At 62.6% G+C, this 23,835-nt stretch carries 21 protein-coding genes; 7 read left to right on the forward strand and 14 right to left on the reverse strand.

Annotated elements, in window-relative coordinates:
- Nucleotides 1-314: 314 nt before the first annotated feature.
- The 6 genes from AC1RZR_RS02335 to AC1RZR_RS02360 form a co-directional block, all read right to left on the reverse strand.
- Nucleotides 315-2,702 carry a polysaccharide biosynthesis tyrosine autokinase gene (locus tag AC1RZR_RS02335; protein WP_481827519.1) on the reverse strand — a complete coding sequence of 796 codons (2,388 nt, stop codon included), beginning with the start codon at nt 2,700-2,702 and terminating at the stop codon, nt 315-317.
- A gap of 233 nt (nt 2,703-2,935) precedes the next feature.
- Nucleotides 2,936-3,832, reverse strand: coding sequence for a UTP--glucose-1-phosphate uridylyltransferase (locus AC1RZR_RS02340; RefSeq protein ID WP_477272342.1), 897 nt, complete (start codon nt 3,830-3,832; stop codon nt 2,936-2,938).
- 74 nt (nt 3,833-3,906) lie between these two features.
- Complete coding sequence (locus tag AC1RZR_RS02345) at nt 3,907-4,857, reverse strand: glycosyltransferase family 2 protein (protein ID WP_481827520.1); 951 nt, start codon at nt 4,855-4,857, stop codon at nt 3,907-3,909.
- Entirely contained in the window at nt 4,847-5,797 is a 951-nt protein-coding gene (locus AC1RZR_RS02350) for a glycosyltransferase family 2 protein (RefSeq protein ID WP_481827521.1), read from the reverse strand. The genes AC1RZR_RS02345 and AC1RZR_RS02350 overlap by 11 nt, the downstream gene beginning before the upstream one ends.
- Nucleotides 5,797-6,792, reverse strand: coding sequence for a glycosyltransferase family 2 protein (locus AC1RZR_RS02355; protein WP_477272336.1), 996 nt, complete (start codon nt 6,790-6,792; stop codon nt 5,797-5,799). The genes AC1RZR_RS02350 and AC1RZR_RS02355 overlap by 1 nt, the downstream gene beginning before the upstream one ends.
- Nucleotides 6,793-6,817: 25 nt before the next feature.
- A complete protein-coding gene (locus AC1RZR_RS02360; protein ID WP_477272334.1) occupies nt 6,818-8,008 on the reverse strand; it encodes a glycosyltransferase family protein in 1,191 nt (396 codons plus the stop codon).
- Nucleotides 8,009-8,192: 184 nt separating this feature from the next.
- Between AC1RZR_RS02360 and AC1RZR_RS02365 the strand changes: the two genes are divergently transcribed.
- Together AC1RZR_RS02365 and AC1RZR_RS02370 are read left to right on the forward strand one after the other, a co-directional pair.
- Entirely contained in the window at nt 8,193-9,689 is a 1,497-nt protein-coding gene (locus tag AC1RZR_RS02365; RefSeq protein ID WP_481827522.1) for a lipopolysaccharide biosynthesis protein, read from the forward strand.
- A 52-nt stretch (nt 9,690-9,741) separates the two neighbouring features.
- Nucleotides 9,742-10,764 carry a phosphoribosyltransferase gene (locus tag AC1RZR_RS02370; protein ID WP_481827523.1) on the forward strand — a complete coding sequence of 341 codons (1,023 nt, stop codon included), beginning with the start codon at nt 9,742-9,744 and terminating at the stop codon, nt 10,762-10,764.
- 24 nt (nt 10,765-10,788) lie between these two features.
- On the opposite strand, the gene AC1RZR_RS02375 is transcribed toward AC1RZR_RS02370, so the two are convergent.
- From AC1RZR_RS02375 to AC1RZR_RS02410, 8 genes are all read right to left on the reverse strand, one after another.
- Complete coding sequence (locus tag AC1RZR_RS02375; RefSeq protein ID WP_477272328.1) at nt 10,789-11,868, reverse strand: glycosyltransferase; 1,080 nt, start codon at nt 11,866-11,868, stop codon at nt 10,789-10,791.
- A gap of 68 nt (nt 11,869-11,936) precedes the next feature.
- On the reverse strand, nt 11,937-12,386 hold the full coding sequence (locus tag AC1RZR_RS02380; protein ID WP_477272326.1) for a hypothetical protein: 450 nt from the start codon (nt 12,384-12,386) through the stop codon (nt 11,937-11,939).
- A 14-nt stretch (nt 12,387-12,400) separates the two neighbouring features.
- The gene (locus AC1RZR_RS02385; RefSeq protein ID WP_477272324.1) at nt 12,401-13,843 is read right to left on the reverse strand and encodes a GMC oxidoreductase; all 1,443 of its coding nucleotides are present in this window, start codon (nt 13,841-13,843) and stop codon (nt 12,401-12,403) included.
- Nucleotides 13,844-13,910: 67 nt separating this feature from the next.
- Nucleotides 13,911-15,242: a UDP-glucose dehydrogenase family protein gene (locus tag AC1RZR_RS02390; protein ID WP_379101445.1), complete on the reverse strand. Its 1,332-nt coding sequence runs from the start codon at nt 15,240-15,242 to the stop codon at nt 13,911-13,913.
- 67 nt (nt 15,243-15,309) lie between these two features.
- Nucleotides 15,310-16,173 carry an endo-1,3-1,4-beta-glycanase ExoK gene (gene exoK, locus AC1RZR_RS02395; protein WP_481827524.1) on the reverse strand — a complete coding sequence of 288 codons (864 nt, stop codon included), beginning with the start codon at nt 16,171-16,173 and terminating at the stop codon, nt 15,310-15,312.
- A 151-nt stretch (nt 16,174-16,324) separates the two neighbouring features.
- Nucleotides 16,325-16,726, reverse strand: coding sequence for a hypothetical protein (locus AC1RZR_RS02400; protein ID WP_481827525.1), 402 nt, complete (start codon nt 16,724-16,726; stop codon nt 16,325-16,327).
- A 288-nt stretch (nt 16,727-17,014) separates the two neighbouring features.
- Entirely contained in the window at nt 17,015-18,037 is a 1,023-nt protein-coding gene (locus tag AC1RZR_RS02405; protein WP_481827526.1) for a glycosyltransferase family 2 protein, read from the reverse strand.
- Nucleotides 18,038-18,131: 94 nt separating this feature from the next.
- A complete protein-coding gene (locus AC1RZR_RS02410; protein WP_481827527.1) occupies nt 18,132-19,256 on the reverse strand; it encodes a nucleotidyltransferase family protein in 1,125 nt (374 codons plus the stop codon).
- Nucleotides 19,257-19,774: 518 nt separating this feature from the next.
- On the opposite strand from AC1RZR_RS02410, the gene AC1RZR_RS02415 reads away from it, so the two are divergent.
- From AC1RZR_RS02415 to AC1RZR_RS02435, 5 genes are all read left to right on the forward strand, one after another.
- Entirely contained in the window at nt 19,775-19,927 is a 153-nt protein-coding gene (locus tag AC1RZR_RS02415; protein WP_379101437.1) for a lasso peptide, read from the forward strand.
- Nucleotides 19,928-20,062: 135 nt separating this feature from the next.
- Entirely contained in the window at nt 20,063-20,377 is a 315-nt protein-coding gene (locus AC1RZR_RS02420; protein WP_477272312.1) for a PqqD family protein, read from the forward strand.
- 94 nt (nt 20,378-20,471) lie between these two features.
- Complete coding sequence (locus AC1RZR_RS02425) at nt 20,472-20,879, forward strand: lasso peptide biosynthesis B2 protein (RefSeq protein ID WP_481827528.1); 408 nt, start codon at nt 20,472-20,474, stop codon at nt 20,877-20,879.
- Complete coding sequence (locus AC1RZR_RS02430; RefSeq protein ID WP_481827529.1) at nt 20,876-22,834, forward strand: lasso peptide isopeptide bond-forming cyclase; 1,959 nt, start codon at nt 20,876-20,878, stop codon at nt 22,832-22,834. Before AC1RZR_RS02425 ends, AC1RZR_RS02430 begins: the two co-directional genes overlap by 4 nt.
- Nucleotides 22,831-23,829, forward strand: a complete 999-nt coding sequence (locus AC1RZR_RS02435; protein WP_481827530.1) for a phosphoenolpyruvate carboxykinase (ATP) — start codon at nt 22,831-22,833, stop codon at nt 23,827-23,829. The genes AC1RZR_RS02430 and AC1RZR_RS02435 overlap by 4 nt, the downstream gene beginning before the upstream one ends.
- The last annotated feature ends 6 nt before the right edge of the window (nt 23,830-23,835 follow it).

The raw sequence follows: 23,835 nt of genomic DNA on the forward strand, positions 1-23,835 counted from the left end.
AACCTCGTTGGCCAAAGGGGCACCTCGTCGAGCTATGGGTAGCTCGGAGCCCAATCCGCGCAGGAGCCGTGCTGTCCAGCGGCCGATCTCCGAGACCCAGCTCGACACCGCCTCCCACAGCGGACGACTGATTGCCATCAGAATTGTCGACAAGCGGAGCAGGGCCATCTGCACCTGGAACTGATCTGCTCCCAGCCCATGTCGGCTAAAAGCGCGCAGCGCTTTTGGGGCAACGACATGCATCAAAACAAAGGCTTAAAGCGCGCCGACTGGCTCCGTTTCACCGAAAGGACCTGCGAGGCCAACGGCCGATATCAGACCGTTGCCTTGCTGCGCACTTCCGACTTTTCCAGATAGTAGCTCGAGTATTTGTCGAAGAATTTCTCCGAGCCGCCGAACGACCCGTATTTGGCCAGCTTCTTCAGCTCGACCTTGTTCAGCACCGCCCCGACGATCTTGTTGGCGACATAGGGCTCGGATTCCAGCATTGACCTCACCATCGCGCGCGGCGTGCGTCCCCATTCGGTGACGAGCACAAAACCGTCGACCAGCGGCGCGAAAGCCTTGGCATCGACCACCGGTCCGAGCGGCGGCAGATCGACGACGATGTATTCGAACGTCTCCTTGGCGTTCTCGATGAAGCGCCGCATCCCGGCCGAGGAGAGAAGTTCGCTGGTATGCGAGAAGTGACCGCGCAGCACGGCCGGAATGATCGCCAGCTTCGTCTGCCGGTCGATCTTGCCGACGGACTGCCAGTTCTGGCCGTTGACCACCGCCTCCATCAAGCCTTGCTCGGCTTCCATGCCAAGACCACGGCTGAGGCCGGGATTGCGCAGGTCGCCGTCGATCAGCAGTGTCTTGGCGCCATTGGCAGCAAGCAATCCGGCGAGATTTGCCGCGACCGTCGACTTGCCCTCGCCGGGAAGCACCGAGATGATGCCGATGACTCGGCTGCCGTGCCCTTCCATCACGACGTCGAAGGCAATCTTGGCGCTGCGCAGCGTCTCGGAGAACATCGACGCAGGCGAATCGATGCTGACCCGCATGCGCGCCCGCTTTTCGGCGGCGGACAGTGATTTGGCGGCCTTGGCATCCACCTGGGTCTCGCCCGGCTTTTCTTCCTTGCCGAGCTTGCCGCCGATCGCGGGCAGATAGCCGAGGAATTTCAGCCCGACACGGTCGCGCACATCCTCGCCGGTCCTGAAGAACCGTTCGTTGAATTCATTCAGGCCGCCGAAGCCGGCGCCCATCAGCATGCCAAGCACCAGCGAAAGTCCAAGCACGACGATCGTGCGTGGGCTTGACGCGGTGAGCGGCATCGAGGCGTCCGAGATGATGCGGATCTTGCCGACCGGGAAGGATTGCTGCTGCGCGGCTTCCTCGTAGCGGCCGAGGAATGTCTGGTAGAGCGTGGTGAGCGCCGTCGCCTGCTGATCGAGTTCACGCAGCTTGACTTGCGTCTGGTTGTCGACGGAACTCTTGCCTTGCGCGGCCGCGACATTGGCCCTGAGCGCGGTCTCGCGCGCCAGCGCCACTTCATATTCGTTGCGATAGCTTTCGGTCAGCTGCTTCAGCTCGCCGAAAATCTGCGTCGATATGTCGGCCTTCTCCTTGGCAAGTGCCACCGCCTGCGGGTGCTGCTCGCCGAAATTCGCCTCGACGTCCTGCAGCCGCTTGGCGACCGTTAGGTAGCGGGTCTTGAGCGCTGCGATGACCGAGCTGCTCGGCTGGTCGCTGGATATGGCGGCATCCTTGAACGCGTTGTCGGAGCCGCTTTCGACAATCGCCTTGTACTGCTGGTAGCGGGCACTGGCGCGGGCGGTGTCGGCCTGCGCGACGATGAGCTGGGCGTTGAGATCGGAAAGTTGCTTGTCGCTCATCAGCTGGCCATCGCTGTTGGCGGCGAGACCATGTTCTGCCCTGAATTTCTCGACCGCGAGCGATGCCGCCTGCGAGCTCTCGCGCAATTCCGTCAACCGGCCCTGCAACCAGACCGCCGCCCGCTCGGTGGCATCGAAGCTGGCATCGAGCTGATCGGCGAGATAGGCATCGGCATAGGCTTTGGTGATCGCATGGGCCAGGGCCGGATCCGTCGCCTGATACCCAAGGGCGATGACGTAGCTTCGCCCCGTGCGCTCTGCCCGCACCTCGTTCTGCAGCTTGAGGATCGCGTAGTCGCGACTGGACGAGGCGATCAGCGCATCGCGGGTGGCGGGGTCGAGTTTGCTGATGTCACCAACGCCCGGCAAGACGGGGCTGGGGCGAACATACTGGATCAGGCTGCGGACCAGACCGACGCCCTTGGCCAGAGCCGACACGGGCGGGTTCATGAACGCATCGTTCTGGTCGAGTTTCAGCTTGTCGACGACCACCGCGGCAAGCCGCGTCGAGGTTAGGATTTCGATCTGGCTCAGGATGGCGGAATCGGTCTGCATGGTTGTCGATGCAGCCGAGATGTCATCGACGATCTTGTTCAAGCCTTCGTCGATCAACACGCTTGAGACCGACTGATATTGGGGCGGCGTGGTCTGCAGATAGAGCAGGCCCAGAAAAAGACCGATGATGGCGCACACGGCAACCACCTTGGCCTGCCGTGAAGCCATGCCAAGCAGCCGCTCGATATCGATGAAGTCTTCGCCGTCTCCTGCGTCTGAATTCGGCAATGGCATCCTCTTGTCGAGAGGAAAGTTGGCATAATTCATCTTCGGTCCAATTCTAGAGCCTGGTCCATCCCAATGATCGGGATGGGTCTATCTCAGTGTTTGGGCATGATCCTTTCCGAAAACCGGTAGCCGCTTTTCGGGATCATGCCTTGGCTTGCGAGCGCCGCGAAGATCGGAGCATTGCGCGACACGACGCAAGCTTCGTGCCAGACAACGCGGAAGCTATCGCCCCGCGTCATCAGCCATCTGAAAATGCTCCCAAAACATGGGCATTATGCGGCTTCTTCCTGGCGTTCATGCGACCGGACGAACTCCTGAAGCATCTCGAAAATCGGACCCTTCATGTCGTCGCGCGCCAGCGCGAAGGCGATGTTGGCCTGGATGAACCCTTCCTTCGAACCGCAGTCGAACATGCGACCCTTGAAAGGTTGGGCGAAGAACGCTTGATCCCGCGACAGGCGGACCATGGCGTCCGTCAACTGGATCTCGTTGCCGGCGCCGCGCTGCTGATTGCCCAGAAGCGCGAAAATCTCGGGCTGCAGGATGTAGCGGCCGTTGATGTAGAAGTTCGACGGCGCGTTGGCCGGCGCCGGCTTTTCGACCATGGCCGTCACTTCGAAGCCGCCGCCAACATCGGCGCCGCGGCCAACGATGCCGTATTTGTTGGTCTCGGTCGGATCGCAGCGCTCGACGGCGATCACGTTGCCGCCAGTTTCAGCATAGAGATCGACGATCTCGGCCAGGCAGCCCCGCCCACCAAACGACACCATGTCCGGCAGCAGCAAGGCGAAGGGCTCGTTGCCGATGACTTCGCGCGCGCACCAGACGGCATGACCGAGGCCTTGCGGCGATTGCTGGCGGATGAAACTGGTGGCGCCGGCCACCGGCAGCAGGCTTTCCAGCGACTGCAATTGCGCCTTCTTGCCGGTCTGCTCCAGGGTTCCGATCAGTTCGGGATGGAGGTCGAAATAGTCCTCGATCACCGCCTTGTTGCGGCCGGTGACGAACACGATGTGCTCGATGCCCGCCTCGAAGGCTTCGTCCACCGCATATTGCACGACAGGCCTGTCGACGACGGGAAGCATTTCCTTCGGCATCGACTTGGTCGCCGGCAGGAACCGTGTTCCAAGCCCCGCCACCGGTATCACGGCCTTCCTGATTTTCTTCATCGCAAATTCCTTCTGAGGAGATCGACTTCAGTCCATTCGCAGGCCACGAAAAACCCCTCCATGTGCCTGCATCTTCACCTCCCCACCCCAACGGCAAACTGCGCCGCCACTCTTCGCAACCGCACGGCGATCGGCATGCCCATATGCCTGACCGCCGCCGGGTCGCTGAGCGCTGTCCGGATCGCCTTGAGCGGGGACCGCGCCTTGATGTGCTGAACCATAGACAGGAACGATGCGGCCTTGCGCAGGCTGCGGCCGCGCCGGGCGAACGCGACTTGCGCGGCCTCGTCCATCGAATGGGTTTGAGCGAACACGGCATCTGCCTTGCGCATCGCTTCGACATGGTGAAGCTCGAGCACGCGGGAGATGGAGCCGCTGCGAATATGATAGGCATAGCCGATCGTCGGCTCGACCACGCATTTGCCGCCCTTGGCCAAAGCGTTGGCAAGCAGGATGTAGTCTTCGCCGATGCTCAGTTTTTCATCATAGCGAAGTCCGTTTTGATCCAGGAACTCGCGCTGGAAGATCGGCTTGAGGTAGCCGAGATTGAACTTCGATTCGAAGACGACGTTGCCGGCGATGTAGCTGGCCAGCGAGATTTCGCTCAACTCCTCCAGATAGCGCGTCGGAAACATCGCGTCCTCGACGACACCGTCCTCGCGGATGACCTGCAGATTGTCGACGGCGATCTGCGCGCCCGCCGTTTCGGCGCGGGCGATCATGGCGGCGATGCGGTCGGGAAAGACGGCGTCGTCGGAATCGAGAACCGCGATCCATCTGCCGCGGGCGCCATCGAGCCCGGCATTCCTGGCGCCGCCGGGACCGCGGTTGCTGGCCAGGGCGATGACGCGAACGATTTCGGGAGGGTAGGCCCGCGCCACGTCGAGCGTAGCGTCGCGCGACTTGTCGTCGACAACGATGATTTCGACCGTGACGTTCTTCTGGGCGATGGCGCTCGCGATCGCCCGGTCGAGGGTCGCCTCGGCGTTGTAGGCGGCGATGACAAAGCTGACGTCAGGCTGCACGCTTGCCTCCTTCCTGCGGCGAAGGCTGGCCGTAGAGGCGGATTTCGCGGATGCCGACGAGGCCACTGACGACGCCGACATGCATAATGCCGCGCAGCACGCTGCGGTTCCTGCGAACCGGACTGATGACGACCGGAACTGCCGAGGCGAAGCAATAGATGGCCTTTGCCGACGCCAGCCCGACCTGCTTGACCAGGCCGATGCCGCGCGCGTTGCGCCCCAGAAGATGCCCATGCGTCTGCCCGACGCGGAAGCGGCGGCGGCCGAGCCAGTCGAAGGCCGCCCTCGAGCGCGGCACCACCTCGTCGACCCAGGCCTCGGGCGAAAAGAAGATGCGGCCTCCCGCTTTGTGCATCTGGTCGAAGAACTCGGTGTCTTCGCCGCCGGTCTGGCCACGCGCCAGGCTGAAGCGGCGGCCACGCAGGCTGTCCGATCCCATGCGGAGCAGGACGTTGCAGGTGTAGCCGGTCTGGATCTCGCCGCGCACCCAGACGGGCAAGGTCGAATGGAAGTCGCCGCGCCGCATCCAGTCCGGCGCATCCGGGCGATAGCGCGCCCTGACCGGGCCAAGCACGGCGGCCGCACCGCTCGATTGCGCCATGGCGACCAGCTCGGCGAGCCAGCGGGGCGTGGCCGTCTCGTCATCGTCGATGAAAGCGACGAAATCCGCCATGCTGGCGTCGAGGCAAGCGTTGCGGGCGATCGAAATGTTGCGCGCCGGGCAATGCTGATAGCGGATCGGCAGCGTCAATTCCCGCGACAGCGCCGTCACCAGGTCCCGGGCGGACGGCGTGTCGTCATTGTCGGCGACGATGATGCTGATATCGAACCCCACCGGCATATCCATGGCGTCGAGCGAGCGCAGCGTGTCGGCCAGTTCCGGCCGGCGGAACGTGCAGACGCCGATGTCGATGCTGCGGTTCTTGGCCTGCACCGCCATCACGCCACCCCGCGCCGCGACCGGAGGCCGAGAAGCTGCAGCCAGAAGCCGACAGACCAGCCAAGATGCATGACCATCGCCGAGACGCCGGCAAGCGCGATGTCGGCGTTGCGCTGGCGGATGGCCGTCCACAGGCCATAGCCTTGGCACACCGAGGCCCACAGCAAAAGCGGCACCGCCGCCAGCCAGTGCACGAAGGAGAAGGCCGCCAGCAACACGACCGGAAACACCAGGAGCGGCACCATCTGCCGGACCTTCGGGATGACGCGGTGCTTCAGCACATTCTTGGCGCGGCCGCGACCATAGCCGAGATACTGGAAATAGAGGCCACGGAGCGAGGCGCGCGGATAGTAGATCATCTGCGTCTTGCCGCTCATCCAGATCTTGTAGCCGGCTTGCCTCAGCCTGTAGTCGAGTTCGGCATCCTCGTTGTGGCTGAACGTCTCGTCATAGCCGCCGACAGAACCGAAGGACGAAATCCGAATCAGCGCGTGATGACCGTGATCGACCCACTCTCCGGCTGAGAGGTGCCGGTGCTTGGAGCCGCCGGTGCCGAGCTTGGAATTCTGTGCCGCCGCGACGGCCTTCTGCACGGTGCCGCTGCCGCTGGTCAGCATCGAAACCACAACCGAATCCGCCCCGGTGGCCAACGCCTCCTCGACCAGCCGATCACAATAGTCGTCGGGATAGCCGCCATGCGCATCGATGCGGATGAGATAGTCGGCACCTTCGCCGAAGGTGCCGACGGCGAGGTTTATCGCCGCGCTCTGGATGCGCCGTTCGTTGTGAAGCAGGATAACGCGCGGATCCTTGCTTGCGATGTCTTTGACGATAGCCAGCGTGCCGTCGGTGCTGCCGCCGTCGGCGACGATGATCCTGGCGCCAAGCCTTGCCGCGGCGGGGCGCAGTTGATCGAGCAGCACACCGATATGAGCCGCTTCGTTCAGGCACGGAATAACGATCAGGCTGGATGAAGTTTTTTTAGTCTGCGTCATCAGCCTCTGTCCATGTTCAGTCATCCTATGCCAATGCCTCGGCCGCAAACGAACCCGATACGGCGGTCAGGCTGCGCAGCCGCTCGACAAGCGCTCGGCAATCGCTGCGGTCATAGCTCCAGGTCCTCGGGTTGCGGGCAACAACACGCGTCTTCAACCTGGCAAAGCAATGCTCGTCCATCTTGCCAAGTGTGGCCTTGAGCGCCTCGGGCGAAGCCACTGGCAAGAGAATGCCGATATCCTGCTGGCTGAGGAACCGCCCGGTTTCGGTGTTGCCCATCGAGATCGGCACCGCGCCGAAGCGGCAGCCTTCATAGAGGCGGTTGGGCAGCAGCCATTCCGAGTTCTGCCCCGCTTCGAAGAAATCGATCGCCCAGGAAAAATGGACTTCGCCGTAGATCGCCGCCATGTCCTCTGGATTGCGATACGGCCCGCGAAACGACAGCCACGGCTCGGATTCGACGAACGCATGGAAATCCGGGAATTCGGACAGGGCCGGACGGCCGCGCAGCACGATCTCGAAGCGTCCCTCCATCCGGCGCGAAAAATCGGCCAGCAGTTTGAGCGAGCGCCGGCAGCGCAGCGCGCCGAACCACCCGATCCGCCATGGCGGTCCGACCGGACTCTCAGCCGCCTCCGAATCACCGGGCGCCTCGGAAGCGCCGGGCAAGATCGCGGCGGCCTCGAAATACTTGTTCTCAACCAGTTCGACCGGCGCCGCGACCTGGCCGAACGGTTTGAAATAATTGGCGATGAAGGCAGGCGAGCTGGTCACCAGCAGTTTCACGTCCCTGGCCAGAAAGCGTTCGGTGGCACGCAGTGCCTTGCCCAGGACATCGTTGCGAAGCACAAGGCGATGAATGTCGAGGCATTCGTAGACGATCGGAACCGATGCACTGAAGGCCGATCCGGCGCGGCGGGCAAGCGCCAGCATTTCCAGGTTGCGCGCAATGATGAGATCGGGCCTTGGCATGCCGCCAAGCTTGGAGCCTATTGAAACCGCCGCCTTGGCGATGGCCGCGAGCCGCTGGCCGAATCGCCCGTCACGCGTCGCGCCAAGGTCGATCGGCCGCAATCCCTCGATATCCGCAATCGGATTCGTGGTGCGACGAAAGCCGGCCAAGGTGACCTGGGCTCCACCTGCCCTCAGCATTATGATCCGCCGGCGCACTGCCGGGTCGGAAACGTCGTGTACAAGGTACAAGACATGCAGCATGAAAACTCGACCGCTGTTGGCCCACCCAAGGGGAACCTAGTACAGGTCTTGCTGCATCGCAACATTTTTGGCGCAGTGATCCACGTTTTCTGTTGCACTGCAAAATTATTGCCGTAGTTTGTCCGTTGGCGGCGGTAGTGGATTTTCGGGCTCGGAATCCGCGCAAAAATCAGGAATCCTGAATTTGGAAGCCAATGCATTCGATCCGCCGGAAGGCTCTCTGCGCAAATCTGTCGGGCGCGGCGCGGTTGTCACGGCCATGGCGCAATCGGTGCGGGTCGCGACACAGATCATATCCGTCATCGTGCTGTCGCGGCTGTTGTCGCCGCAGGATTTCGGCGTCGTTGCTATGTGTGCGCCAGTGCTGGCCTTCATCGCGCTGTTCCAGGATTTCGGCCTGACCCAGGCGACAATCCAGAAAAACGGCATTCGGCATGAGGAGGTGAACTACCTCTTCTGGATCAATGTTGCCGTCAGCGCGATCCTGGCCTGTGTGCTTGCGGGTGCCGCTCCGCTGGTCGCCGCCTTTTATGGCGAGCCGCGCGTGGCCGGCCTGGTAGCCGCGTTCGGGCTGCAGATCATGGCCTATGGGCTCGGCGCGCAGCATCTGGCGCTTTTGACGCGCCGCATGCAGTTCGGCCGGCTGGCCGTCATCGACGTCGCCAGCGCCGTCGTGGGTCTGGCCGTATCGATCGCCTGGACCTTCATCGACCGCTCCTATTGGGCGCTGTTCGCCGGCACGCTGACCGGCGCGGTGCTGCCGACGCTCTGCTATTGGGCAAGCTCGCGCTGGCGCCCCGGCCTGCCGCGCAAGGTAGCCGGAATCAGTGAACTGATCAATTTCGGCGCCGGCATCACCGGCTTCAACTTCGCCAATTTCTTTGCCCGCAACCTCGACAACGTGCTGATCGGCAAATACTGGGGCGAAGCCCAGCTCGGCCTTTATGACCGCGCCTACAAGCTGCTTTTGTTTCCGCTGAGCCAGATCACCAACCCATTGTCGAAGGTCATGGTTCCGGCGCTGTCCAGGCTGAAGGACGAGCCGGACCGCTATCGCAGCGCCTATCTGCGCGTCATGCCGCTGATCCTGCTGGTGGCGCTTCCGGGGGTCGCCTTCGCCACCGCGATGTCGGACGTGCTGATCCCCTTCGTGCTCGGCGAGCAATGGCGCGCGAGCGCCAGCATTTTCCTGGCGCTCGGCTTCGCCGGGCTGCTGCAGCCGCTCAACAATCCGGCGGGATGGCTTTTCGTCAGCCAGGGCCGCTCCGGCGACTTCATGCGCTGGGGCATCGTCACGGCCGTGACCTCGGTGCTGGCCTTCGCGCTCGGCCTGCCCTATGGCGCACTGGGCGTGGCGATTGCCTATGCGATCAGCGAGTATCTGAGAACGCCATTCCTATGGCTCTATGTCGGCAAGAGCGGTCCGCTGCAGGCGCATCATGTGCTGCGCGCGGCAACGCCATTCGTGCTTGGCGCCCATCTGGCGCTGGCCGCCATCTGGTTCATCAAGCCGCTGCTGCCGCAGCAGCATGTCATTGGCTTGGCCAGCGGCGCCATTCTCGCCTACCTGATCACCATCGTCATTGCGTTGGCATTCGCATCCGGCCGCGAAGCCCTGCGCGAGGCTTTGAAGATGCTGCCGGCAAGGCTGCCCGCGGCGACACCACGCGAGGCGCAATAGTTGCGCGACCTCGACAGGTACGGACATTCACTCCAGGACCAGGTCTGAACCCATGCATTACCGATCGATTTCCGACATGAACGACGCCATCGTCAGGGGCCTGTACCGGCTGCCGCGCGACATCGACCTGGTCGTCGGCGTTCCCAGAAGCGGCATCCTGGCTGCGACGCTGGTCAGTCTTTCGGCGAACATTCCGATGACTGATCTCGACAGCTTCCTGGCCGGCCGGGTCTACACGTCCGGCATCACCAAGCGCCGGGCGGCACTCGACCGCAAGGTCTCCGAGATGCGCAAGGTGCTGGTGATCGACGACAGCGTCGCCGGCGGCAACGCGATGCGTGACGCGCGCGCCCGTATTCAGGCTGCCGGCATCGAAGGAGACTTCACCTTTGCCGCCGTGTTCGGTCTCGAGCCTCGGCATCAGGAGACCGATGTGGTGTTCGAGGTCGTGCCGCATCCGCGCATGTTCCAGTGGAACTTCATGCATCACAAATTCCTGGCGCAATGCTGCGTCGATATTGACGGCGTGCTGTGCCTCGATCCGACCGAAGCCGAAAACGACGACGGCCCGGCTTACGAAAAGTTCCTCAGCGAAGCGCGGCCTCTCTATGCCCCCACCCACAAGATCGGCTGGCTGGTCACCAGTCGGCTGGAGAAATACCGCGCGCTGACCGAGGCGTGGCTGGACAAGAGCGGGATCAAATACGACCAGCTGGTCATGCTCGATCTGCCGAGCAAGGCGGAACGGCAGCGGCTTGGCGCGCATGGCAGTTTCAAGGCCGATTTCTACCGCAAATCCGATGCCATCCTGTTCATCGAGAGCGAGCACGAGCAGGCGCTGAGGATCACCGAACTGTCCGGCAAGCCGGTGCTGTGCGTCGAAACGCATATGGTCAGCTTTCCAGACGCGCTGTCGTTGCCGGCGCTTGGCCAGGCAGCCCGCAACCTGCCGGCACGGTTGCGGCAGATCAACTCGCAAGAGGGCCGCAAGAGCGCCGCCAAGACCCTTGCCCGCGCCCTGCTCGGCGCCCGTGGTTATGAGACGCTGAAAAGCCGGGTCAAACGCCCGGCCTGATCCGCTGCCACCCTCGAGCCCTGGTTACGCGGCTTGGCGCGCGCGCTGTTGCATCGCCCTGTCCAATATCGAGAAGAAGGTGATGAACTGGCGATCGGGATCGAGTTCCGGGCGCCCGGCGAAGCCGCGCGCGAGGCCCGAAAGCCGGTCGTATTCCTGGCTGTCGTTCCACAGCCGCCTGACGGCAGCTACCCAGTCGGCCAGCGGAGCATCGTAGTCGAGCACCACGCCACCTGAACCGATCGCCTCGGGCAGGCCACCACGCCGCGAGCCGACGACCGGGATTCCGCTGCAATGGGCCTCCGACGCGACGCGACCCCAGGCCTCTTCCCACTTGCTCGGAGCAAGCAGGATCTTGGTGCGGCCATAGACCGTCTTCATGTCGCTGGTGCGGCTCTCCAGCACGACATTGCCCAAAGGGGCGATCGTCTGTTCGATTCGCGCCCGATGATCGTCCTCCAGCTTCCAGCTTTCGACGAACAGGAACGGGATTTCGCGGCACGCGCCGGCGATGCGCACCGCGAGTTCAAAACCCTTTTCCTCATAGGGATTGATCAGTGTGACAAACTGGCCCGTCGTAGGCGTGCTGTAGTGCGCCGGATTGATGGTCGGCGGGATCACCGTCGCCTCGATGCCGAATTCTCGTCTATAGGTGCGCGCGGTGAACTCCGAATTGGCGATGTACAGCGCTGAATGGAGCTCGCGCAGGTCGCCGCCCAGTTCATGGAATTCGACGTTGCGGAGATAGACAACCAAAGGCACGCCCTCCGCCTGCAGCGCCTTGCCGAGCGGAACCGATTTGTGGCACTGGACCACGGCCACATCCGGCTTCAGCTTGTCGACGGCAAAGGTCGCCGCTTCCCAGGGAAACCAGGCCCGCACCACAGGATAGCCGGGATAGCAGTCGATACCCGCCGGCTGCCGCAGCAGCTTCATCTTGGCGCGCGCCTTCAGGCCGAAGACACCATCGCCGAACAGGGCGGCGAGCACCGCGGCTTCGTGCCCATGTTCGATCAGTTGTTCGGCCAGATGGTGCGTGCTCGACTGAACACCGCCGCTGAACTCGGGTGGGTAGCCACTGCCACCTGCAAAAAGGACTTTCATGGGATCGGGCTCCTTGTCGCATCTCGTATTTCGGTTCCGAGGCCACCGGCGGCGCCTCGCTTTCGACGTCAGGCAAGCTTCGGCGGCTCCAGATTCGCGAACGGATTGGTGCATGACTGCCACCCGGTGAAGCGGATCGGATCACTTGGTGAACTGCGCCAGGCATAGTCTGTCAGCATATGGAATTCGGCGATGACCCAGCGGTCGAAATGCACCAGATCTTCCCGCTTCTCCTGGGGCAGCAGGCGGCGGGCGGCGCCCAATTTGAGCTCCTCGACCAACGTGACGGCGTCGCTAAGCTTCTCGCTGGGAAATATCCACGGGTTCCGGTTGCGGAATTCCAGCACGAACTGCTGCAGATGCTCGAGGCGGATGTTCAGCCTGCCGAGGTATTTTTCGAGTGTGACGCGCACCAGATCCTCATCCGAAAACGAACTGACGGCGGCAAAGGCGACACCGGTCGACACCACCCCACCGGCCACGATCGCCAAGGCCGAGCGTCTGGAAATTTCGATCATTCGATGCCCTCCTTCTAGGCCATGCGGCTCGCCGCCCTCAGGGAGAGGGCCGCGGCGGTCAGGCTCGGGTTGGCGCAGGAGCAGCTCGGATAGGTGCTGGTGCCGACGACAACCAGGTTTCTCAGCTGGTGATGGATCATGTCGCTGTCGATCACCGAATCGGCCGGGCCGGAGCCCATCCTCAGCGTGCCCTGGACGTGCGATTCGGTTGGCCGGATGCCACGATCGAAGAGCTTTTCGACTGGCAGCGGGGCCAAAAGGTCAGGCAATTTCTCCAGCGCGCGAGCCATGCCCTTCACCGCGTAGTCCGACGGCGCCTTGAAGCTGACGAAGGCGTTCTCGTCCTCGTCGAGGGTGACGAAATTTTCGTGGTCGAGCAGGTTTTCGGTGACCACGACGAGTGGCAGCGCCTGGCGCAGCCGTCCCTTTTCCGCACGCATTCCGTGCTGCCAGCGGTTCTCGAAATAGACCAGCGCCGCCGCATGCTCCGATCGGTGCGGACCGTCATAGAGGCCGAAGTTCAGGCCGGTCGTGATGGTGCTGCCGTCGAAATTGTCGACACCGTCGAGATAGACCTCGAAGTTCCAACCGTAGGATTCATGCAGGCCGCGACCGACGAATTCGCCGCCCAGCCCGGATCTCAGCATGATCGCCGCGCTCTGGATGGCATTGGCGCCAAGAAGGAAAAGGTCGCCGCTGACCTGGTATTCCTTGCCATCATGCGTGAACGTGACCGAGCGGACCGTGCCGCCGACGTGATCGAGCCGCCGCACCTCCGCACCGAGGCAGACCGAAATGTCGGGATGCTCGAAGACATGCATCAACCCGTTGTTGACGGTGAATTTGGCGTCGACCGGACACAGCCAGCAGCGCAGATTGGCACAGCAGGAGGTGCGCTGCGCGGTCGGCACTCGCGCCCGTGCCGTTGGCATGACGAAATGCTGGCCGGGCTGCGCCGCCTTCATCATCCGGTCCGGCGTCGACATACGATGCGGCGGTTGCGGAAACGGCTTCGAGCGTGGCAGCATCGCCGCCATGTCGGGATCGCCCGAGATCGACATGATGTCTTCAGCGTCGCAGTAGAACGGCTCGACGTCGTCATAGCTGATCGGCCAGTCGTTGCCGATACCATAGGTGCTTTTCAGCCTGAAGTCGTTGGGATGGAACCTTGGCGTCTGCGCGAACCAGCAATTGGTGCCGCCACCCAGTCCGATGGTGTAATTCCACGGCTTGTCGGAATTGGTCTTGTAGGTCGTCTCGTCGTCGATATCGGTGTTGGCGTTCTGCGCGAGCTGCCATTCATGGGTGTTGTGCCGGCCCCATTCGAGCACCAGGACGCGTGCCTTTCGCCGCCTGGCAAACTCATGCAGGAAGAAGGCCGAACCGAAGCCGGAACCGATTGCGACGAGATCGAAATGATCCCTGGTGATTTGCTCGGGCTTTACGTCCAGCACCATCAGACACAACTCCTTTCCGCGCCGGGCGCGCCCGCCAGATTCTGCTTCCTGCTCTTCGCTCCGACCCTCACGCCGCCATTCTGCCGATCGAATGATATTCGATGCCGTGGCGGGCGATGACCTTGGGGTCATACAGGTTGCGGCCATCGAAGATGATCGGCGTGGTCAGAGCATCTTTCATCGCGTCGAAGGACGGCGCACGGAAACTCTTCCATTCGGTGGCGATCAGCAGCGCATCGGCGCCACGCAGGGCTGCTTCCTTGGTACCGCACAGCAGCAGGTCGTCGCGCAGCCCGTAGATGGCCTGGCATTCCTGCATCGCTTCGGGGTCATAGGCCTGCACATTGGCGCCGGCGTTCCACAGTGCCTCCATCAGCGTGCGTGCCGGCGCCTCGCGCATGTCGTCGGTGTTGGGCTTGAAGGCCAGCCCCCACAGCGCAAAAGTCTTGCCCTTGAGGTTGCCCTTGAAATAGCGGTTCACCTTGTCGAACAGCACCGATTTCTGCTCGTTGTTGCGCTCCTCGACGGCGCGCAGCAGCTTGGCGTCGAACTTGACGCCTTCGGCGGTCTTGATCAGGGCGCGCACATCCTTGGGAAAGCACGAGCCGCCATAACCAAGACCCGGATAGATGAAGTGGTAGCCGATGCGCGGATCGCTGCCGATGCCCTTGCGGACCTCTTCGATGTCGGCGCCGAGCTGCTCTGCCAGGTTGGCCATCTCGTTCATGAAGCTGATCTTGGTCGCCAGCATGCAATTGGCGGCGTATTTGGTGAACTCTGCGCTGCGCACGTCCATCACGATCATCTTCTCGTGGTTGCGGTTGAAGGGAGCGTAGAGCTCGCGCATCACCGCCTCGGTGCCCTCGCTGTCGGTGCCGACGATGATGCGGTCGGGCTTCATGCAATCGGCAACCGCGGAACCCTCCTTGAGGAATTCCGGATTCGAAGCGACGTCGAAGGCCAGGTCCTCGCGGCCTCTTTTCTTCAGTGTTTCGGCGATCCTAGCCTTCACCTTCTCGCAGGTGCCGACCGGCACGGTCGATTTGCCGACGATGATCTTCGGGGAGTCCATCTCGCGGCCGATGGTCTCGGCGACGGCCAGCACATATTTGAGATCGGCCGAACCGTCCTCGCCGGGCGGCGTGCCGACCGCGATCATCTGGATTTCGCCATGCCTGACCGCGGCCGCGGCATCGGTGGTGAACTTGATGCGGCCAGCGGCGTGGTTCTCCTTGACGAGGCTTTCCAGTCCAGGCTCGAAGATCGGCACGAAGCCCTGGTTGAGCCGCTCGACCCTGTTGGCGTCGATGTCGACGCACACCACCTGGTGCCCGACTTCGGCAAGCACCGCCGCCTGCACGAGACCGACATAACCAATTCCAAAGACCGTCAAATTCATTCGGTTTCATTCCCATGCAAGGCAGCGGACCGCTTTCGGCCCTGCCAGTTCAAGTCGACTTTCCCAATTACTTTATGCTGCATGCCAGCGATTCCGGAAACTGGCAGGGCTCGCCCAGGGCGGTGAACGCGACACGATCGATCTGCAGCTTAAGCTTGCGGCCTGGATCCGCGAACGCTCCCATCCAGCCGGTCATCTTGTCGCTTCCCCAAAGGCTGAAGAATATCTTCTGGGCATGGGTTGGCAATTTCGCCGGATCGGTGATGGTGTTCACCAACTTGCCGTTGACGTACCAGCGCAAGCTGTCCTTCTCCCAGACGAAGGCGTAGTCGTTGAAGGCGTTTTCGGTGCCGCCGGCCACGTCGACCAGCTTCTCATTCTTGCCCTTGCCGGCGATATAGGCGTTGACCTGCACCTTCGAGGTGTCCTTGGTCAGGATTTCGAAGTCGATTTCGTCCCAGGGCTGCTTGTCGGTGGGGCCGATATAGGAGAAGAAAGCCGCGTTGAGACCAGAGCCGGTGTCGGTCTTCATCCGCGCCTCATAGGTGCCGTAGCCGAAACGCTGCTTGGTCTGGATCTCGCCGCAGGCGTAGTCTCGATCCTTCAGCTTCTGCTTTTCGAAGCCAAGCGACAGCACGCCGTCGGAAAGCTCGACCAGGCCTTTCGACCAGGTGCAATTTTGATGACTGCCGTTCGACCAGCCGTCGGAAACATACCAGCGTGCACGATCGAAGCTGGTGAAATCATCGACGAATGATGGCGACGTCGCAATGTCCTGGGCATGGGACGGAGCCGTCGACAGGCTGCCAAGTGCGGCCAGCAGCAACGCGCTGATCGCACTCAACCGCCTGAGGCCTGCTTGCCTTGCGCGGCGCGTGAACGGCGTTCCGCCGGTTGCGATGGTGGACATAGTTTTCGGATTCGAATTCATACCAAACTCACCTTTGTGCTGTGCATCCCCAACCCAAAGTCGACTTTCGAACCGCTCCTGAACGGGCCAACCTTGACCTCCTGTTTGACCCCTCTCGTTCCCTCGTCCTGCCTCGCATCAAGTCTGCTGCAACAATTCCGGGCCTTCACGTTCAACCTCTGCCAGCGCCCGCCGGTCTGGCGAATTCCGTGGAGGTGGCCGAATCGGACGGCGCTTTCTCGTCGAAGACCATGTCCAGCGAATGACGAAGCTCTTTCATCATGCCGTTCTGGCGCGACAACTCCGCGATGCGGCGTTCGCAGTTCAGGATCGACTTCGTCAGTTCGCTGACTTCGGATGACCGACGGTCGGAGGTGGAGCCGTTCTCCATCGCTTCGACCAGGAAAGCGGCGTTGGTCGCTTTCGTGCGATAGCGATTCTCCAACCCGGCCCTTTCGGCCTCGATCTCGACCGCGATCTGCTCAAACAGCTTTGCCAGACGATCGAGGCGTGAACCATCGGTCTGCCGGTCGCGGGCCGGATCCCTTGATCTGAAACCGAATATCGAGGCCATGAACTTAGATCCCTGTCATCGCCGGCCCGTGGCCGGGGCTTCTGGCCGATCCCCGCAGCCGGGGCTCAAAAACTCACGTTGCATTGTCCTGCTCCACTGAGGGAGAGACATCAGACCAATCCGATCGGGGGCCAGTTCGGCTGGTCGTTGAATTTGCTGCACCGCAACATAGACTGCCATCCTCGGAGCCGCGAGGCAACCACCCAGTTCGTAAACTCATAAATCGGACCGAAATGGTTTGCGCGATGAGCTTGTCATCGGCGGGCAACTCGGACGACGCGGACAGTTTCACCGCGCCTTGCCTGTGCTGGTGCCGGCCATCAGAAAGCGCAACGGCGGCACATGCTTGTGCCTGGACACAAGGCCGACGCGGCGAAACAGCGCTTCGAGCTTGTCGGAAGCCACGCCCTGGACGATTGGGACGAGGTTGGATTGGCTGGCGAAGGCGTAGGCCGCGGCCGATGCCAGCCCGCGCTCGGCCTTGACGTCGAGGAAATTGCGCAGCCGGTATTTGTCGCGCACATGCCGCTCGTGCCGCCGCAGCACCGCTTTCGAGCCTTCCGGCAGGCTGTCGATCGCCAGCAGCGCCAGATCCGCATCGGCCAGACGCTTCAGGTCCTGCGTCTTGTGGCGGCCGCTGAGCGAATCAGCGCGGACGATGGCGCCGTAGCCGCACGAGCGGATGACCTTGAACCGCGCCCCGCAGGCGACCGCGCGGGCGTAGAGCTCATAGTCCTCGCCCAGCCGCAAGCTCTCGTCATAGCGCAGCCCATGCCGGTCGAGGAAGGCACGGCTGATCACCGGCTTGAGGAAGCCCAGTTCGCCCCTTTGCACGCGGCGCCTCGAGATATTGCCTTCGACGAAGCGCTCGAAATCGAGGAATTCCGGATCCGCGTCAAATTGCGGGGCGACGATTTTCGTCGCGTCGCCCGTCGCATCATCCCTGATCAGCATGATGTTGTCCGCCGCGAAATCCCAATCGGCGCCGGCAAACAGGTTGCGAAACCGGCCTTCGAGAAAAAAATCGTCGGCATCGAGAATGCTGATGAACGGCGATCTCGAGCTGGCGATCGCGGCGTTGCGGGCGAAGGAGGGGCCGCGATTGACGTCGAGGCGCATTACCGCAAGCCGGCCGCTGCCGTCGTCGGCGGATCGCGCGACTGTCGCGGTGTCGTCGGTGGAGGCGTCGTCGACGACGACGACTTCCGCCACTTCCGGTTCGCGCAACGCGGACGCGATGGCGACAGCGATTGTCGGCGCCGCGTTTCGGGCCGCGATGATCACGCAGACCTGGGATTTCGTCATCGACATGGATTTGCCTCTCGTACAGGTGATATCGATTTGCCCTCGCCCCGTACTCGTTCGATGCCCGATCTGTTTTCCATCAGCGCCCGATCTATTTCCATCAGACCGGCCGTTCAAAGATGCGCCGGCTGATGTCGGCCGACGCAGCCCAGCTGGCCTCGGCCAGATAGCGGACCGGCGCACGGCCGCACAACTCCCATAGCACCGTTCGCCGCTGCGGCCACCTAAGCGACGACAGCCACGGCGCGATGACCATGTTGAGCAGGTCCTCGTTGCCGATGCGCGACAGGATCCGTGTCGCCCGCCTCGACAGCAGCGTATCGGCACCGCCGAGCAGCACATCGGCGGCGCGCAGGCCAAGCAGCAGCGTGTCATCCAGTCCCTGCGCAGTCGCGGCATCGAGCACAAGCTGCTGGTCCGCCTCGTCGAGGCGGCTGGCGCTGGCGCGCACGTCGCAGACATAGCCCGCGCAGGGTTCCCTGTTGAAGAGCGCCTTGGCGACGCTGATGCAGGACAGAAGCAGCGTATCGGCAACCGAGGTGAACGGCACGGTCGCACCGGCGATTTCGACCTGTCGTTTGCGCCGCAGAAATCCGTCCGCGTCGCGCGGGCTGGGCGAGCCGGGCTGCTGGAGTCGATAGTGGAGATCGACCGTGGACGGCTTCGGCCCGTCGCCGCGCGTCATATGCTGTTCGCCGAGGAAGCGAACCCACCAGACGGAACGCGACTTGCCGGCGACCTCGTAGCCGATCGCGCGAAGCGCATCACGCGCCCTGACAAAACCGGCCGGAGAAACCAGGATGTCGACATCGCCCGAAGGCTTCATGAAGTGATCGTCGTAGAGCAGCCGCTGCTGGAACGGGCCCTTCAGAAAGACGAAATCGATCCGGCTTTCGCGCAGCGCGTCATGGATCGCCATCGAATCCATGATGCAGGACGCGTTCATCGAAACCGTCCTCCTGCGGTAGGTGTCCAGCCAATGGAAAAGCTCCGGCGGTCTCTCATTCGCGGGCGCACGCGACACGACCTTGAGGACAAAGGTAGCGACCTTGTTCAGCCTGGCGATGTCGGCGACATGGACACCGCCAGGGCCAGGCATCGACACGTCGCCCGGGGTGGCTCCCGCCCCCGCGAAGTACAACCGCAGGCAGGCCCGCACATAGGCAACCTCGTCGGCACAATCGGCGGCGCGCAATCGTTCATAGGAACTATCCGGCAAGGCCATTTAGCGCACGGTCTCCAAAAAAAGCGATTTGCCCAACGCGTATGCTGCAAGTGCGAAGCAAGCATCACCAAAAACCTCGATGCCGTAAAGCCTTTCCTTTTGCAGTGCGGAATTTTGCAACCGGAACGTTTATCGATACCATCTCGGGCGCGACGAAAACCGCAGCTGAAATGCCGCCCTTGCCAAGGCTTTTCAACCACTTTTCATCGTGGATTGCCAAAAGAAACCCGCCTATTAGCGATGCCTAAAAAACAGGCCCAATGGCCAATGTTTTATGCAAGCAAAATCAGATGCTTAAAGAATCGCCGTTGACATCATCCCAATGCACATGGAATTAGCTCAAAAGAAGTCAGGTTTTAGGCATGGCCTACACACAAGGCCGCGCGCACAACCCGTAATTGATTAACACTTGGTAAATCAGGCTTGACTCATAAATGCTGCCATGCAGCTATTGCGCTGCAGCATGAAAGTGCTGACGGCACTCGACAGGCCGTTTCCAGTCCTTATTGGAGAGTAAAATGGAACAGAATGTTGAAAAGCATGACTACGAAACGCCAAGCCTGACGGTACATGGTTCGATCGAAACCATCACCCAAGGCGGCGGCGGCAGCACGGCGATCGACGCATCATTTCCCGCGCATACGCCGATCGGCGACCTGACGTTTTCCTGAGTCTATCGCAGTTTTCCCAGAGTGACGACGTTGGGACTCTGGATCTAAAAAACATAAGAGAGTCGGGGGCCAAACCTCCGACTCCACTTTTCATTGCCTGGAACTGCCGAAGCGTAGTGTAAGCGAGGTTTTGGGATGAGCTGGAAGCTATCCGGCCAAGATTTGGCCGACCACGATCGTGTGAGCGCGACCAGGGATGCCGTGGCTTGCGAGTTCGGCGATGGGCTGGCGCTCCTCAATCTGAAATCCAACATCTATTACAGCCTGAATGGCGTCGGCGCCTTCATCTGGGATTTGATCCAGGAGCCCAGGTCGATCGTGGACATCCGCGGCGCCGTGCTTGGGCGCTACAATGTCGACCCGGAGCGCTGCCAGGCCGACGTCGACGCGTTGCTGAAGGGCCTGGCCGACAACGGGCTTGCGAGGCTGCATCATGAGGAACTTGTCTAAGCCGGTTTCGCAAAAGCCCATGGTTTTGCGGCAGGAACCCGCGACAGAAAGAAGCCCCAAGCAGACGAAGCGCCTGCAAGGCCGGCGAAGTGTTTTGGGGATTCTTTCCCTGAGCGGCTCGGAAATGATCTTCCTCGGTCGCTGCCTGCTGGTGGTGGCGGCGGTTCGGCTGGGGTTGACGCTGCTGTCCTACAACCGTGTTCGCAGCCTGGTGACTCGGCTCGACGCGCGTCAGTGCGCCAGCATGGGCGAACTGCGGCGTGTTGCGTGGGGGGTTGCCGCGGCGGCCCGTTTCGTCCCTTACGCCACGTGCCTGACCCAGGCGCTTTCGGGCCAGTACATCCTCGCCCGCCAGGGCAATGCCTCGAAGATCCGCATCGGCATCGAACGCGGCACTGGCGATCAACTCAAGGCGCATGCCTGGCTGGTCAGCGATAATCATATCGTGCTTGGCGGATCGATCGACGGTTTCGCCCATCTGGTCGACCACGGCAGCCGATGAGCGGCGTCGCCGGAATCCTGCTGCGACAGGGACACGCATCGGCGGTCCGGGGACACGCATCGGCGGTCCGGGGACACGCACAGGCGGTCCCGGCGGCCGATATCCAGCTGATGCTGGCGCGCATGCGCCATCGTGGTCCCGACGGAAGTTCGTGGTGGCTGGACCCCGGCATTGCGCTTGGCCATGCCTGGCTCAACACCACCGATGAAGCCGGCCCCGGTCCGCTGACGATGGCCGGCGGCAAGCTCGCCGTCACCGCCGATTGCCGGTTGGACAACCGCGACGAACTGCTGGCCAGGCTGGGCATAAGGGATCAGTCGGTCGCCGATGCGACCTTGCTGATGCGGGCCTATCTGCGCTGGGGCGAAGCCTGCCCCGTGCATCTGCAAGGCGATTTCGCCTTTGCCATCTGGGATGCCGAGCGGCAGCTCCTGTTTTGCGCGCGCGACCATTTCGGGGTCAAACCGTTCTACTACCACGCGGCGGATCAGCGTTTTGCCTTTGCGTCGGAGATCGGGCCGATCCTGGGCGTGGAAGGGGTCGGGACACGTGTCTCCGAGCACCAGATCTCGGGGTTTCTGGCCGGGCTTCCCGACGATCCGCAGTCCACACCCTACAGCGACATCTTCAGCCTGCCGGCGCGCCACAGCCTTACCGTCACCGGCCAACAGGTGACGCTGCGCCGCTACTGGCAGATCGAGCCGTCGCCACGACCGATGCAGTCGGATGCGCCCGAGGAATTCGCCCATCTGTTCTCGCAGTCGGTGCGCAACCGCATGCGCGGAACCTCGGCGGTCGGCGCGATGCTGAGCGGCGGCCTCGATTCCTCCTCGATCGCCTGTGTCGCCGGCCTGCAGAACGCCGCCGAGCGCAAGCCGAGACTACCCACCTTCTCGCTGATTTTCGAGAAGGGCTCGCCGATGGACGAGCGGCCGTTCATCGATGCCGTGCTGGACCAGCAGAAGGTCGATGGAACGCTGATCCCAGTCGGCAACTATGCGCCATTCGCTGAATTCGAACGGGTGCTGGAGGAACAGGAAGGAACGTTCCTGGCGCCGGGCCTGACGCTGACCCGCGGGATCTACCGGACTGCCGGCGCCAAGGGCATCAAGGTGCTGCTGGACGGCCATGGCGGCGACGAGGTCGTATCACAAGGTCATGGCCATCTGCATGAACTTGCCAATGCCGGCCGATGGATGGATTTGTGGCGTGAGATCCGCAGTGCCTCCGACACCTATGGCGACAGCACGCTGGGCCTGTATTTCCAGTTCCTGACCCTCTACGGGCCGGCCTGGCGGATTGCTAAACTAAGACATTTGGCAAACCGCGCCTTGAACAAGATACGCAGGCCGGCGCCGCGCGGCCGAGGCTGGCGCGACCTGATCAATCCGGACCTGGCCAGGCGCACCGAGCTTGTCGACCGTTTTCACCGAGCCGGATATATGCCGCCCGGCGTCCAGGCCAGCGACGCCTTGAGCCATCGCTGGATCCTGTCGAACGGTTATGTCCCGCATGCTTTCGAGGTTCTCGACAAGGCTGCGGCCAATTTCGGCGTCGAGCCGCGCTATCCGTTCTGGGACAAGCCGCTGGTCGAGTTCTGCCTGGGCCTACCCGGTGAGGAAAAGCTCAGCCACGGCTTTGGCCGCTATGTGCTGCGCCGCGCCATGGAAGGTGTCCTGCCGGCAGCGGTTCAGTGGCGACGCGACAAGATCGACTTCACCGCCAATCTCGTCAACGGCATGCTGCGCAACCACCGCGACCTCTTGGAACAGCTGCTGATCTCGGATGCGAGCCGCATCGCGCCCTACGTCAACCTGCCCCAGGTGAGTGCTGCCTATGCGCGGCTGCTGCGCCGGCCCGATCGGGCGGCGCCTTTGGATGTCCAGTATGTCTGGCGCTCGGCATCGCTGTCGCTCTGGCTGCGACAGCTCCAGCATAGCGGGAGCGCCGCATGATGCCGCGCAACGAGCCGCTCGCCGCATACGGTGATCCCCGCCCGCATAGCCGGGCCGTGAGAGAGCGCCGCTTCTACCGCGCCTACGGACTGACCATCGCGTCCGAGGTGACGTTGCCCGAACTGGAGCCGGCAGCGCCGGGGGCGGCGGATGTGGTGATCGCCGTCGGCCCGATCGACCTGCCGAAACCCGCCTCGGACGCCGCGACCGAGTTTCGCTTCGAACCCGACCGGCAATATCTGGCGTGGCATGCCGTCGGCGCGTTCCTGATCAGCGATGGCTGCCGCATCGACGTCGAGCCGGCGCCCGGCATCGACGACGCGCTGATCGCGTTTCCGCTGCTGGGGCCGGTCATGGCGCTGCTGCTGCATCGGCGCGGTCTGCTCGTCCTGCACGCCAGCGCCATTGCGGTCGCCGGTACGAGTGCCATCTTCATGGGCGACAAGGGTGCCGGCAAGTCGACGACGGCAAGCGCGATGATCCGGATCGGGCATGAACTGCTTACCGATGACGTGGTGGCCCTCGACCTCGCCAACCCGCGTGAGCCGATGATCGTTCCGGGTTTTCCGCAGATCAAGCTGGCGGCCGACGCCGCGGCGGCGATTTCGCTAGGGGACGCGGTGGTGCGGCCGCAAGTGCATCCGGCAATCGACAAGATGCAGCATAGACTGAATGGCGCCTTTTCCGGCAACAGGGTGCCCGCGACCAGGATCTATATCCTGGCGCGCGGTGAAAGAGCTGACATCACGCCCCTGCCAGGCATCGCGGCCCTGCCGGCCATCATCAAGTTCTCCTATGTGGCACGATTCGGCCGCGCGGCCCTGCCCAGCGATCTTGCGGAAATGCATCTTCGGCAATGCGCGCGGCTCGCGGACCATGTCGGCGTTCGCCGCCTCGAAATCCCGACCGGCCTCGACAGAATCGGCGAGGCCGTGGATCTGATCACAAAGGATCTGGCGGCTGGGGGTCTGTCGGCTGGTCGTCGGCGAGCGTGAGAGCAA

Source organism: Mesorhizobium bavaricum (genome assembly GCF_056781655.1).

What these genes read in the sequence shown, in the direction of transcription:
- AC1RZR_RS02335 (WP_481827519.1), bottom strand. Translation starts at nt 2,702, where the DNA reads ATGAATTATGCCAACTTTCCTCTCGACAAGAGGATGCCATTGCCGAAT.
- AC1RZR_RS02340 (WP_477272342.1), bottom strand. Translation starts at nt 3,832, where the DNA reads ATGAAGAAAATCAGGAAGGCCGTGATACCGGTGGCGGGGCTTGGAACA.
- AC1RZR_RS02350 (WP_481827521.1), bottom strand. Translation starts at nt 5,797, where the DNA reads ATGGCGGTGCAGGCCAAGAACCGCAGCATCGACATCGGCGTCTGCACG.
- AC1RZR_RS02355 (WP_477272336.1), bottom strand. Translation starts at nt 6,792, where the DNA reads ATGACGCAGACTAAAAAAACTTCATCCAGCCTGATCGTTATTCCGTGC.
- AC1RZR_RS02360 (WP_477272334.1), bottom strand. Translation starts at nt 8,008, where the DNA reads ATGCTGCATGTCTTGTACCTTGTACACGACGTTTCCGACCCGGCAGTG.
- AC1RZR_RS02370 (WP_481827523.1), top strand. Translation starts at nt 9,742, where the DNA reads ATGCATTACCGATCGATTTCCGACATGAACGACGCCATCGTCAGGGGC.
- AC1RZR_RS02375 (WP_477272328.1), bottom strand. Translation starts at nt 11,868, where the DNA reads ATGAAAGTCCTTTTTGCAGGTGGCAGTGGCTACCCACCCGAGTTCAGC.
- AC1RZR_RS02380 (WP_477272326.1), bottom strand. Translation starts at nt 12,386, where the DNA reads ATGATCGAAATTTCCAGACGCTCGGCCTTGGCGATCGTGGCCGGTGGG.
- AC1RZR_RS02385 (WP_477272324.1), bottom strand. Translation starts at nt 13,843, where the DNA reads ATGGTGCTGGACGTAAAGCCCGAGCAAATCACCAGGGATCATTTCGAT.
- AC1RZR_RS02390 (WP_379101445.1), bottom strand. Translation starts at nt 15,242, where the DNA reads ATGAATTTGACGGTCTTTGGAATTGGTTATGTCGGTCTCGTGCAGGCG.
- exoK (WP_481827524.1), bottom strand. Translation starts at nt 16,173, where the DNA reads ATGAATTCGAATCCGAAAACTATGTCCACCATCGCAACCGGCGGAACG.
- AC1RZR_RS02400 (WP_481827525.1), bottom strand. Translation starts at nt 16,726, where the DNA reads ATGGCCTCGATATTCGGTTTCAGATCAAGGGATCCGGCCCGCGACCGG.
- AC1RZR_RS02405 (WP_481827526.1), bottom strand. Translation starts at nt 18,037, where the DNA reads ATGTCGATGACGAAATCCCAGGTCTGCGTGATCATCGCGGCCCGAAAC.
- AC1RZR_RS02410 (WP_481827527.1), bottom strand. Translation starts at nt 19,256, where the DNA reads ATGGCCTTGCCGGATAGTTCCTATGAACGATTGCGCGCCGCCGATTGT.
- AC1RZR_RS02415 (WP_379101437.1), top strand. Translation starts at nt 19,775, where the DNA reads ATGGAACAGAATGTTGAAAAGCATGACTACGAAACGCCAAGCCTGACG.
- AC1RZR_RS02420 (WP_477272312.1), top strand. Translation starts at nt 20,063, where the DNA reads ATGAGCTGGAAGCTATCCGGCCAAGATTTGGCCGACCACGATCGTGTG.
- AC1RZR_RS02430 (WP_481827529.1), top strand. Translation starts at nt 20,876, where the DNA reads ATGAGCGGCGTCGCCGGAATCCTGCTGCGACAGGGACACGCATCGGCG.
- AC1RZR_RS02435 (WP_481827530.1), top strand. Translation starts at nt 22,831, where the DNA reads ATGATGCCGCGCAACGAGCCGCTCGCCGCATACGGTGATCCCCGCCCG.